Genomic DNA, 11,259 nt, shown 5'->3' on the forward strand with positions numbered 1-11,259 from the left:
TTTATTTGCCTGCTGCGTTTGCTTTAAGTAGGCGCGCGGCTTCAAGCGCGAAGTAAGTTAGAACTCCATCTGCACCAGCACGCTTAAAGGCGAGTAGAGATTCCATCATGACAGCATCATGATCTAGCCAGCCATTTTGTGCCGCAGCTTTGAGCATGGCATATTCACCGCTCACTTGGTATGCATAGGTTGGGTAATCAAACTCTTCTCTTACGCGACGCACGATATCCAAATAAGGCATGCCAGGCTTGACCATCACCATATCGGCACCTTCGCTGATATCGAGCGCAACCTCCCGCAAAGCCTCGTCGCCATTGGCGCAATCCATTTGATATGTCTTTTTATCAGCCTTACCAAGATTTTTTGCAGAGCCAACTGCGTCTCTAAATGGACCATAAAAAGCAGAGGCGTATTTGGCGGAGTAAGCCATGATGCGAGTGTGTATCAATTTCTTTTGTTCAAGTGTGTCACGAATTTTTCCGATGCGGCCATCCATCATGTCTGATGGCGCAACGATATCTACACCAGCTTCTGCTTGTGCAATGGCTTGCTGTACCAAGATTGCTGTTGTCTCGTCATTAAGAATGCGACCTTGCTCGTCAAGCACGCCATCTTGACCATGACTTGTGTAAGGGTCGAGTGCGACATCGGTCATGATGCCTAAATTGGGGAAACGTTGTTTAAGTTCGCGCACTGCTGAGGGGATGAGACCCTTTGGATTAAAGGCTTCTTTGCCATCAGGTGTTTTTAACGCTGAATCAATTACTGGAAAGAGCGCTAGAACCGGAATGCCCAAATCTACACACTCTTGTGCAACCGGAATGAGTAGATCTAAAGACATGCGATTGACACCAGGCATAGAGGCAACCGCTTCCGATTTGCCCTGGCCTTCAAGTAAAAAGACTGGGTAGATTAAGTCATTTGCAGAAACATTATTTTCTTGCATGAGGCGGCGCGACCAATCATCACGACGCATACGGCGTGGACGATGTCCTGGAAAATTAAGCAATGAATTAGCTGGTGATTTCATCTTCTTTAGTCTCTGCTTCAAATAACCATTTAATAACAATATTGTCGGCCTCTTCTAGACCAATCCGTTTGGTGCTTGAAAATAATTGTGCCGTAAGTTGCTTGGACTCACCATTGCCATCAGGCAGGGCTGGGTCATATTGTTGTAATTGCTTACGTACCGCCTCCAGCACATGCTTACATTCACTTTTGTTGAGTTTGTCGCATTTGCTGAGTAAAACATGAATGGGTTTTCCAGTGGGCACAAACCACTGAATCATTTGCTCGTCTAGCTCCGTGATACCGCGCCTAGAGTCCACGATCAGGATCATGCCTACCAACTGCTCTCGCTCCTGTAAATAGTCGCTTAGGAGGGCATTCCAGTGGTATTTAGTCTCATGGTTTACCGCCGCATAGCCATATCCGGGTAAGTCAACCAAATAAGCCAATAGGTCATCTTTTGCAAAAATCCCAAAATAGTTGATATGTTGGGTGCGTCCAGGGGTTTTACTGGCAAAAGCGAGCCTTTTTTGGTTGCAAAGTACATTCAGAGCGCTAGATTTACCCGCATTTGAGCGACCGGCAAAGGCCACCTCTCGGAGCGGGGTGGCAGGCAGGCAATGGGTGTCATTGACTGTGGTGGCGAATCGGGCTTGAAAGAGTTTAGACATGTCCAGAAGCTATTGTAAAATCACGCAAAATCATGAAATATCTCATGGTGTTGGGTAAAAAGTTGTAAATGCAGGGCCCAAACACTTTTAGGAATTTTTGCCAAGGTAAACATAATGCGTCAAACCTCCCAAATCTCCAAATTAACTAGCTTACGTGCTGGTTTTGCGGCTCTCTCTATTTTCGCTCTGATCGGCGTATCAGGTGCAGTTTTTGCTGCTGATGCTGCTCCGATGGCTCCTGCTGCAGAAGCTAAGGCTGCAGTTCCAGGCAAGCCAAAAGTCGATGCTGCAGCTGGTGAAGCTCTCTATTCAAATGGGGATGCAACGCGTGGCGTTACTGCTTGCATAACCTGCCACGGTCCTAAGGGCCAGAGCGCAATTGGTACATGGCCAAAGTTATCTGCTCAACATGCAGCTTATACAGCGAAGCAATTGAAAAACTTTAAAGAAGGTACTCGTGCCAACCCAATCATGATGGGCATGTCTGCAACCTTAACCGAGCAAGATATGCAAAACATTGCTGCTTACTTAGTAAAGCAACCTGCTTCTTTGGGTGTTGCACAAGATAAAGAAACTATTGCATTAGGTCAAAGTATTTACCGTGGTGGTATTGCTGCTAAAGGCGTTCCAGCCTGCGCCGGATGCCATAGCCCGACAGGCGCCGGCATTCCTTCACAGTACCCACGTTTAGGTGGTCAATGGGCTGAATACACCAATGCACAGTTGCTCGCATTCCGTGAAGGTGTTCGCAAAAACAGCAGTCAAATGACTACGATTGCCACCAAGCTTTCAGATCAAGAAATGAAAGCGGTTTCTGATTACATGGCTGGTTTGCGTTAATTAGCTAAAGCATCAAAACAAAACCCCGCTTATGTAGCGGGGTTTTTTATTACCGAAATGGTTTTGCTAAAAAATTATTTTGGCAAAATACTTTCACTCGCAAACAAGTCAGCAGTTTTTTCACGAGCACGAATAACGTAAACATTTTTTCCATCAACCATAACCTCTGCTGGTTTAGGCCGCGTGTTGTAGTTGGAGGCCATTACAAAACCATAAGCACCGGTAGACAGAATGGCGAGTAGGTCACCTTCTTCTACCGCTAAATGACGATCTCTGCCAAGCCAGTCACCAGATTCGCAAACCGGGCCAACGATGTCGTAAGTTAGGGCTTTTGCTGCTTTATTTTGTACTGGCACGATGCCGTGATGTGCTTCATAAAGGGCAGGTCGCATGAGCTCTGTCATTGCAGCATCAACGATGCAAAAGTTTTTCTCGGCGCCGGGCTTTAAATATTCGACGGTTGTTAGTAGAACACCAGCATTGCCAACAAGAGATCTGCCAGGCTCGAGAACAACATCTAAGTGACCAAAACCACGTTCGGCCACTCGATTCAATAAGGTGTTTGTAAAGTCAGTAATGTCTGGCGGAGTTTCATCGCTATAAGAGATTCCAAGGCCACCACCCAGATCAAGATGGTGAATAACAATGCCCTCTTTTTTCAGCTGCGCAACAAGATCTAAAACTTTGTCCAGTGCATCTAAGTAGGGTGCAGTAGTGGTGATCTGGGAGCCAATATGACAATCGATGCCTACAACATCAATTTGAGAAAGTTGTGATGCTTCGCGATAGGTTTTTAAAACCTCGTGATATGCAATTCCAAATTTATTACCTTTTAATCCGGTAGAAATATACGGATGTGTTTGCGCATCCACATCAGGATTGACGCGTAAAGAGATTGGGGCGCGGCAGTTTAATTCAATTGCGACCTTATTGATCTTGTGTAGCTCAGCGATGGACTCAACGTTGATGCATTTAACGCCAGTCTTGAGGGCAATAGCGATTTCAGCGGCAGACTTACCAACACCGGCAAATACTAAACTTTTTGGGTCGGCGCCAACCGCCAACGCGCGTGCCAATTCACCGCCGCTTACTAAATCAAATCCTGCGCCCAATCTTTTGAAGCAATCGATCACCGCTAAATTGCTATTGGCTTTCATTGCATAGTGCACACGTGCGCGACGTTTGCCATTGCCATCAACACATGCCTTATCGTAGGCTTGGTAGGCCTCAGTCAATGCCTTCTTGCTATAAATGTAGAGTGGCGTCCCGAATTCTTTCGCTAGATCAGCGAGTGGAATTTCTTCGGCATACCAGTTGCCATCACGTTCGGAAAAGCCCGATAACTTAGGGAGTGGAAGTGTTTTACTTGTCATTACTTGGCAGATGAGGAATTGCTTGGGCTAGCGGGGGTTTGGGGCGGGTATAGCTTACCTTTGGGCTCTGGCTCTATAGGAGCGGGTGGAGCCGGCGGCACGGTAGGCATGATTAGCGGGCCTCTTACCCCACATCCAGCAAGGGATATTAAAAAGCTTAAGCAGAGGGTTCTATTAAGAATCGCTATCATGAATGTCTCTAAAACGAATGATTGAATATAGCATGCAGGACTCCAGTATGAATCCAAACAACCCAGGCGTAGAAACCATTGATGACAAGCAGTTTTACCAACTGGGAAGCAATTTATTACAGTCTATCGAGGTAGCATTAGAGGCTGCCGACGATGCATTGGATCTCGATTTAGATGTCGAGCGCCAAGGAGGTAATGTCATCAACATTCGTTTTAAGGACAAAAGCGTCATTGTGGTGAACACTCAGCCACCTCTGCATGAGATTTGGGTTGCAGCCAAGTCTGGTGGGTATCACTATCGCTGGGCAGGTACAGTGGCAAAACCGCTGTGGCTCGATACGAAAACCGGCAAAGAGCTCTTGAGTGACCTAACTGAGTTCGCGAGTGCTCAGGCAGGGCAAGCCGTCAAAATTGGCTTGATTTAAGCTGCTCCAGTAGCGCTCAATGTTTCAATGACTTGAGCATCAGCTACGCTTTGAATCTGAGCTTTACCAATTTTTTCTAAAAGAACGTAGCGGATTTGCCCACCCTCAGTTTTCTTATCTACCTGCATTAGTTCCATATAGCGTTCTGCGCCAAATTTTGGCGGCGTAATCGGTAAATTCATGGATTGGATAATTTTGGTGAGGCGTTGCACATCCGCCTCGCTAATGTAATTGAGGCGGCGCGATAAATCCGCCCCCAGAACCATGCCGCAACCAACAGCCTCGCCGTGTAGCCATTCGCCATAGCCCATTCCAGCTTCGATTGCGTGACCAAATGTATGGCCAAAATTGAGGGTTGCACGAATGCCACCCTCTCTTTCATCGGCCGAAACTACTGCGGATTTAATTTCGCATGAACGTAAAACTGCATGACCCATTGCTTCTGTGTCGCAAGCAAGTAAAGGCGTCGCATTGGCTTCAATCCAGTCCAAGAATGATGCATCAGCAATCGCGCCATGCTTTACCACCTCAGCGAGACCTGCTGAAAGCTCTCTTGGAGGTAGAGTTTTTAAAGTGTTGAGATCGGCAATCACAGCTGCTGGTTGATGAAAGGCGCCAATCATATTTTTACCTAATGGATGATTGATGCCAGTCTTACCGCCAACTGAAGAATCGACTTGCGCTAGCAATGTAGTTGGAACTTGAATGAAGCGGATACCGCGCATGAAACTGGCTGCTGCAAAGCCAGTCATATCTCCGATTACTCCACCACCCAAGGCAACCAGCATGGTTTGACGATCAGCTCCAAATTTCAAAAGATCATCAAAAATGAGCTGAAGATTTTTCCAGTCTTTATAAGACTCACCATCAGGTAGTACGATGGTTCTAACAGGCTTGCCAAAGGTATTTAGCGTTTTAGTTAAGCGCTCAGCATAGAGCGGCGCAACCGTTGTGTTGCTAACGATATATATAGAGGTCGCTTTTTCACAGGCGCTAAAGAGGTTTGCTTGATCAATCAGATCCGTACCAATATAAATTGGATAACTGCGATTACCAAGATCAACTTCGAGTGTTTTCATCATAGTGCCAATGTATTTAAGCGGAAAGTTCAAGCTGCATGATTAAGGTGTTGACTAGTTGATTAACGCTGGGCTTTCCAGTCTCAATCACATAGTCGGCGATTTCGCGATAGAGTGGATCACGAATAGCGTATAAATTCTCTAGGATTTTTTTGGCATCACCATTTCTAAGAAGAGGACGTCCTTCGCCGCCTTTAGTACGATGCCAAAGCTCCATTGGGTTTGCATGAAGATAAATGACTGTGCCATGTTCGCTTAATGCCTGGCGATTTTCTGGCAAAAGAATAGCGCCTCCACCAGTTGCCAAAATAATATCTTGCTCGGCAGTAATTTCACGAATGGCTTGAGCCTCGCGTTTGCGAAAACCCTCTTCACCTTCCATCTCAAAAATGACAGGGATTTTTACGCCACAACGTTCTTCAATGACATGATCGGCATCTAAAAAGCGACGCCCTAATTTTTTTGCCAAGACTTTACCGACGGTCGACTTTCCGGCGCCCATGAGGCCGATCAGAAAGATATTGTTTGTCGAAGAGTTCACCCTTCGATTTTATTAGGGTTTGTCGAGAACGGTCGGAGTTAAAAAGACAAGTAGTTCGGTTTTATCTTGTAATTTGGATTTATGGCGAAAAAGATGACCAATGAGGGGGATATCTCCCAATAAGGGGATTTTGACTTCATCCTCGCGTTCAGTTGTTTGGAATATGCCCCCAATGATGGCTGTGCCGCCATTTTCAACGGTCACCTCCGAACTAAGACTTTTTGTATCGATGGCATAGCCTTGCTCAGTTTTCATGCCTACAGTGTCTTTATTGATACCTACGAGCATAGATACCTTTCCATCCGGATGAATTTTGGGAAGAACCTCCAGGCGTAAGTTAGCCTTCCGAAACTGCAACTTACTACCATTTTGGTTTGATGTCTGATAGGGAAGTTCAGTGCCCTGTTCTATCGTAGCCTTCACTTGGTCGCCAGTCATGATGCGGGGGTTAGAAAGGATTTTTCCTTGACCCTCTGATTCGAGTGCAGAAAGCTCGGCTTGAAGAATGCCACTCCCACTTTTGGAGACTAAGGTGGCAGCTACGGTTGCGGGATTAAAGCCACTCAAGCCTGAGCCACCTAAATCAATATTGCCTACTACTTTTTGATCTGCATTCCCTCGAATACCACTGGCTTGGTACCCCAGCTTGACTCCCAGCTCTCGGGCAAAGCGCTCATCAGCCTCCACAATACGGGCCTCTATCAGAATTTGTCTTGGGCTATTAATATGGTCTCCACCAAAAGGAAGGGCAGCATCCTCGCGCCGGAATTTCTGAAAGGCTTGGATTTCAGCATGAGGTCCAATCCAATAGATATCGCCATTACGCACAAGTCTTAAGCCGCGACTCGCAAGAATGGAGTGGAGGGCAGTTTGCCAAGGAGTATTTCTTAGGTCTATAGAAACCTGCCCTTTAATTGACTCGCTTAATAAAAAATTGGTATTACCTAACTTAGCCATTGCCTGCAAAAGATCCCTTATTTCAATGTCGGTAAATTGCAGGCTAATGGGACTCGAAAAATGATTTTGTGGCGGTGAATTTCCCACGGCTGTATTGCTTAAAAAAAGGATCAGTGTGGCAAAGCAAATGCAGAGCTGTCGCAAGTAATTTTGAATATATTTTGTGCAGATTTTCATTCGCTTTTAGCGGTCTTTAGAACCAGTGATTTACCTTGAGGGTGTGTGATGATGGCCTGCTCTTTTTCGATATTGCTCAGACGCCAATCCCCTAAAACCTGGGCGCCCTTGTCAAAGACAAGATGGTTTTTTCCGGTATGAAAATAGGCCTGATGAGCAACTCCCATCTGGGAGCTGCCGAGGTAACGCCAGCGGCGGAGTTCAGCCTCATGAGGAGGCGCTTGCGGCCTGCTGGAAATCCGCATTTCAGGCTTTTTCTCTTTTAATGAGTGAATGCTCACTTCTATTTCATCTATTATCTGATATAGCTCATCTTGTTCTTGATGAATTTCATCGCGCAAAACGGTCATTTGTTTCTTCAGTTCGGTGAGCTGATTTTGAGATTCCTCTAGGGCGCTTTGAGATTCATTATTCAGGGAGTTATTGGCTATAAAAAAGGCGACAGCAGCTGCTATGAGGATTCCAAGAAGGAGGATGGGAAGTGCAATTCCTTGAAGCGAATTTTTGATTTGGATACGATTTAAGGAGTCCGCAAAAAGATTGCTTTTGGCCTGGCTTTGACCTCTAGTCGTTGCGTTTTGTTGGGGAGGGGGCTTACGAATTCCATGGGGGTCAGGAATAGCGAGATCATCGCCAAGATCGCTCAGAATTTCATCAAAGGATTGGCTGGAGATATGGCGTGCTGGCATGCTCACATTCTTTAGTTTTGGGCTCAGAAAATCCATCGGCTTGGATTGATGCCTATGTCAGAAATGAAGCATTCACTATGTATAAAACAAGGGTTTTGGAGCTTTTAGGGAAATTGTCTAAGCACCCTATAATTTGGGCATATGGCCTTACCTCCAAAAGACAAGCCGCCGCTGAACCAGCGTCCCATTCGTCCATCCGATAGACGTCCTCGGCAAACACGAGTTGAGCCTGGCTTGCCACGTAAGAATTCAAGCAATCCACTAGTAAAGGCTTTGTTGATCATTGGCGTAGTTTTCGCCTTAATGATTACCTTGCTGATGGGTTATGCCTTCTTGGTTGCTAAGCCGAACCTTCCCAAGATTTCTGCTTTAACAGATTACAACCCTAAAACGCCCCTGCGTATTTATACGGCTGACAAAGTCTTAATCGGAGAGTTTGGCGAAGAGCGTCGCAAAGTCATTCCGTTAAATGAAATTCCGCAAAGTATGCGTAATGCCGTTTTAGCGATTGAGGATGATCGCTTCTATTCTCATGGTGGCGTGGACTATGTGGGCATATTGCGGGCAGCAGCAACCAATTTGCGTGGACATCTTTCGCAAGGTGCATCGACCATCACCATGCAGGTGGCGCGTAATTTTTTCCTTAGTAACGAAAAAACGTTCAGCCGAAAAATCTATGAAGTACTGCTTGCTTGGGAAATTGAGTCGCAGCTAACTAAAGACAAGATTCTAGAAATCTATATGAACCAGATTTTCTTAGGACAGCGGGCCTATGGATTTTCTAGTGCGGCACAGATCTATTTTGGTAAAGAGTTGAAAGACATCACGATTGCTGAGTCAGCAATGCTTGCTGGTCTACCGAAGGCACCATCAGCCTATAACCCAGTTAGCAATTTCCGTCGTGCCAAGATTCGCCAAGAGTACATTCTTCAACGTATGCGCGATCTGGGTTACATCACGCCAGAGGAATATCAAAAGGCGATGATTGAGGAATTGCATATTCGCGGTCTTGGTAACGAATTTGCAGTGCGCGCTGACTTCCCAGCTGAGATGGTTCGTCAACTGCTCTTTACTCAGTATGGTGAGGCAATTTATTCGCAGGGAATCGATGTTTACACAACGATTCTGAAGGCAGATCAAGATGCGGCTTATAAGGCGGTGCGTAAAGGAATTTTTGAATACGACTTACGACACGCCTATCGCGGTCCAGAGGGTTTTATCGATCTTCCAGAAGACACTGTGAAGCGTCAACGCGCAATTGACGAGGCCCTGCTCGCTTATCCACAGTTAGATGACTTGCAATCTGGTGTTGTGCTCGATGTGAAGCCAAAGGAAATGCAGGTCATGATAGCCACGGGCGATACCATCGTTATCAAAGGCGAAGGCATGAAGTTGGCATCGGCATCTATTACCGACAGTACCCAACCTAAAAAACGCTTGCGCCCTGGTGCTGTAGTTCGACTCCTGTCAGATGGAGGGGTTTGGAAGCTGGCCCAATTGCCACAAGTAGAAGCTGCCTTTGTTTCCATGAATGCAGAGACGGGCGCGATCCTTTCCTTGGTAGGCGGCTTTGATTTCCGTCGCAATCAATTCAACCACGTTACGCAAGCCTTGCGTCAACCAGGCTCTTCATTTAAACCATTTATCTACGCAGCTGCGATTGAAAAAGGTTTTACGCCCAGCACGATGGTGAACGATGCCCCTTTATCAATAGGCAGCATGGAAACAGGTAGTCAAGCTTGGGAGCCAAAGAATTACGATGGTAAATATGACGGCATGATGCGCTTGCGCAATGCCTTGGCAAAATCGAAGAACTTAGTTTCCGTTCGTATTATTCGCGCTATCGGCCCTTCGTATGCGCAAGAATATATTCAGCGTTTTGGCTTTGAGCCAGAAAAGCATCCACCTTATTTAACAATGGCTTTGGGCGCAGGTTCGGTAACACCACTACAAATGGCATCTGCTTATAGCGTATTTGCCAACGGTGGTTATCGCGTAGACCCGTTCTTAATTGACAAGATGGTGGACTCCAAAGGAGTCGTGATGTTTGAAGCAAAACCAACTCGTGCAGGTGATGATGCGCCTCGCGTGCTGGATGCCCGAACTGCATTTGTCATGGATAGTATGTTGCAAGAGGTAACGAAGACCGGTACTGCAGCTTCAGCGCGCGGTAAGTTGGGTCGCACTGATATTGCTGGCAAGACGGGCACTACCAATGACTCCCATGATGCCTGGTTTGCTGGTTACAACCCTAAGGTAGTGGCCATTGCCTGGATTGGTTTTGATAAGCCGGCAAGCTTGGGTGACCGTGAAACTGGTGGTGGGCTTGCTTTGCCGATGTGGATTTCTTACATGTCGACCGCATTAAGAGATAGTCCACAGATCTCACGTGAAGTACCAAGCGGTGTCACTCAAGTTGATGGCGACTGGTTTATTCCGGAATTCTCAAACAATGGTGGTGTACGCGAACTGCAATAGTTCGTTTTTAACATGGCACGGCAAGCGCGTACAGTAATACCAGGCCAAGCAATGCATGTGATGGTCCGTGGGAATAATCGTGAAACGATTTTCTTCAACGACAATGATCGCCGGACATACCTCGAGTGGTTGCGCGAAGCGGCAAGGCAATTCGGATGTGCTGTGCATGCCTTTGCATTAATGCCAAATCATTTGCATCTACTGATGACGCCTCAAAATGAAGATTCGCTTGCTAAGACGATGCAGTCATTAGGACGTCGTTATGCGCAATACTTTAATCAACAACATCATCGCTCTGGAACAATTTGGGAGGGGCGCTATAGGTCATCCTTAATTGACCCAGACTATTTTTTGCGCTGCCAGCGCTATATAGAACTCAATCCAGTTAGGGCGGGATATGAATCCAACCCCCAAAGCTCTACTTGGACTAGTTTTGCAACCCATATTGGGGGTAAAGCCGAGCCTTGGCTTGTTGATCATCAGCATTTTTGGCAGTTGGGTAATACGCCATTTGAGCGGCAGATGAATTGGGCTAATTTTGTAAAAGAGGGCGCACCCCACTGGGAAGACCGACAAATTACAGAGTCACTCATTCGTTCCAAGCCCTGGGTAAGTGATATTTATGCGAAAAAGCTGTTTAAAGATACCCCGGAGTTGACGCTTATTCGACATCGTGGCCGACCTAGAAAAATAAATACTTTAAATTCAATAGCTTAGAGACATCCCCCTTGTTCTGATATTCAAGATAGGCATTGAATATTACGACTCTGTCCCCATATATAGAATTCATATTGGTGCGACATCTAAATAAATGGGACAGACTCATTTTA

Annotated in this window: 12 protein-coding genes; 4 read left to right on the plus strand and 8 right to left on the minus strand. The window is 46.2% G+C overall.

Going from position 1 to position 11,259, the window contains the following annotated elements; all coding sequences use genetic code 11:
• Nucleotide 1: 1 nt before the first annotated feature.
• Nucleotides 2-1,030: a porphobilinogen synthase gene (gene hemB, locus AOC21_RS00455; protein WP_215391875.1), complete on the minus strand. Its 1,029-nt coding sequence runs from the start codon at nucleotides 1,028-1,030 to the stop codon at nucleotides 2-4.
• Nucleotides 1,014-1,679: a ribosome biogenesis GTP-binding protein YihA/YsxC gene (gene yihA / locus AOC21_RS00460; RefSeq protein WP_215391876.1), complete on the minus strand. Its 666-nt coding sequence runs from the start codon at nucleotides 1,677-1,679 to the stop codon at nucleotides 1,014-1,016. Before yihA ends, hemB begins: the two co-directional genes overlap by 17 nt.
• Before the next feature lie 114 nt (nucleotides 1,680-1,793).
• On the opposite strand from yihA, the gene AOC21_RS00465 reads away from it, so the two are divergent.
• Nucleotides 1,794-2,519, plus strand: a complete 726-nt coding sequence (locus tag AOC21_RS00465) for a cytochrome c (protein WP_251371518.1) — start codon at nucleotides 1,794-1,796, stop codon at nucleotides 2,517-2,519.
• 74 nt (nucleotides 2,520-2,593) lie between these two features.
• Here AOC21_RS00465 and lysA read toward each other — a convergent pair whose 3' ends face one another.
• Together lysA and AOC21_RS10185 are read right to left on the minus strand one after the other, a co-directional pair.
• Nucleotides 2,594-3,892, minus strand: a complete 1,299-nt coding sequence (gene lysA, locus AOC21_RS00470; protein WP_215391877.1) for a diaminopimelate decarboxylase — start codon at nucleotides 3,890-3,892, stop codon at nucleotides 2,594-2,596.
• The gene (locus AOC21_RS10185; protein WP_371817790.1) at nucleotides 3,892-4,083 is read right to left on the minus strand and encodes a lipoprotein; all 192 of its coding nucleotides are present in this window, start codon (nucleotides 4,081-4,083) and stop codon (nucleotides 3,892-3,894) included. Before AOC21_RS10185 ends, lysA begins: the two co-directional genes overlap by 1 nt.
• A gap of 2 nt (nucleotides 4,084-4,085) precedes the next feature.
• On the opposite strand from AOC21_RS10185, the gene cyaY reads away from it, so the two are divergent.
• Nucleotides 4,086-4,508: an iron donor protein CyaY gene (cyaY, locus tag AOC21_RS00475; protein ID WP_251371519.1), complete on the plus strand. Its 423-nt coding sequence runs from the start codon at nucleotides 4,086-4,088 to the stop codon at nucleotides 4,506-4,508.
• Here the strand turns inward: cyaY and aroB are convergent.
• The 4 genes from aroB to AOC21_RS00495 form a co-directional block, all read right to left on the minus strand.
• Nucleotides 4,505-5,587, minus strand: coding sequence for a 3-dehydroquinate synthase (gene aroB / locus AOC21_RS00480; protein WP_215392690.1), 1,083 nt, complete (start codon nucleotides 5,585-5,587; stop codon nucleotides 4,505-4,507). The genes cyaY and aroB overlap by 4 nt on opposite strands.
• 16 nt (nucleotides 5,588-5,603) lie before the next feature.
• Complete coding sequence (locus tag AOC21_RS00485) at nucleotides 5,604-6,128, minus strand: shikimate kinase (RefSeq protein ID WP_215391878.1); 525 nt, start codon at nucleotides 6,126-6,128, stop codon at nucleotides 5,604-5,606.
• 12 nt (nucleotides 6,129-6,140) lie between these two features.
• Nucleotides 6,141-7,085 carry a secretin and TonB N-terminal domain-containing protein gene (locus tag AOC21_RS00490; RefSeq protein ID WP_251371520.1) on the minus strand — a complete coding sequence of 315 codons (945 nt, stop codon included), beginning with the start codon at nucleotides 7,083-7,085 and terminating at the stop codon, nucleotides 6,141-6,143.
• A gap of 173 nt (nucleotides 7,086-7,258) precedes the next feature.
• A complete protein-coding gene (locus AOC21_RS00495; RefSeq protein WP_215391879.1) occupies nucleotides 7,259-7,951 on the minus strand; it encodes a hypothetical protein in 693 nt (230 codons plus the stop codon).
• A 141-nt stretch (nucleotides 7,952-8,092) separates the two neighbouring features.
• On the opposite strand from AOC21_RS00495, the gene AOC21_RS00500 reads away from it, so the two are divergent.
• Together AOC21_RS00500 and AOC21_RS00505 are read left to right on the plus strand one after the other, a co-directional pair.
• Complete coding sequence (locus tag AOC21_RS00500) at nucleotides 8,093-10,429, plus strand: penicillin-binding protein 1A (RefSeq protein WP_215391880.1); 2,337 nt, start codon at nucleotides 8,093-8,095, stop codon at nucleotides 10,427-10,429.
• 12 nt (nucleotides 10,430-10,441) lie between these two features.
• Entirely contained in the window at nucleotides 10,442-11,146 is a 705-nt protein-coding gene (locus tag AOC21_RS00505) for a transposase (protein WP_215391881.1), read from the plus strand.
• Nucleotides 11,147-11,259: the final 113 nt, after the last annotated feature.

It is taken from the genome of Polynucleobacter sp. VK25 (assembly GCF_018687355.1).
Taxonomy (GTDB): Bacteria; Pseudomonadota; Gammaproteobacteria; order Burkholderiales; family Burkholderiaceae; genus Polynucleobacter.

Excerpts from the sequence above, each read along its gene's own strand:
- cyaY (WP_251371519.1), top strand. The coding sequence starts at position 4,086 with ATGTCTCTAAAACGAATGATTGAATATAGCATGCAGGACTCCAGTATG.
- AOC21_RS00465 (WP_251371518.1), top strand. The coding sequence starts at position 1,794 with ATGCGTCAAACCTCCCAAATCTCCAAATTAACTAGCTTACGTGCTGGT.
- AOC21_RS00505 (WP_215391881.1), top strand. The coding sequence starts at position 10,442 with ATGGCACGGCAAGCGCGTACAGTAATACCAGGCCAAGCAATGCATGTG.
- yihA (WP_215391876.1), bottom strand. The coding sequence starts at position 1,679 with ATGTCTAAACTCTTTCAAGCCCGATTCGCCACCACAGTCAATGACACC.
- lysA (WP_215391877.1), bottom strand. The coding sequence starts at position 3,892 with ATGACAAGTAAAACACTTCCACTCCCTAAGTTATCGGGCTTTTCCGAA.
- AOC21_RS10185 (WP_371817790.1), bottom strand. The coding sequence starts at position 4,083 with ATGATAGCGATTCTTAATAGAACCCTCTGCTTAAGCTTTTTAATATCC.
- AOC21_RS00490 (WP_251371520.1), bottom strand. The coding sequence starts at position 7,085 with ATGGCTAAGTTAGGTAATACCAATTTTTTATTAAGCGAGTCAATTAAA.
- aroB (WP_215392690.1), bottom strand. The coding sequence starts at position 5,587 with ATGAAAACACTCGAAGTTGATCTTGGTAATCGCAGTTATCCAATTTAT.
- AOC21_RS00500 (WP_215391880.1), top strand. The coding sequence starts at position 8,093 with ATGGCCTTACCTCCAAAAGACAAGCCGCCGCTGAACCAGCGTCCCATT.
- hemB (WP_215391875.1), bottom strand. The coding sequence starts at position 1,030 with ATGAAATCACCAGCTAATTCATTGCTTAATTTTCCAGGACATCGTCCA.
- AOC21_RS00495 (WP_215391879.1), bottom strand. The coding sequence starts at position 7,951 with ATGCCAGCACGCCATATCTCCAGCCAATCCTTTGATGAAATTCTGAGC.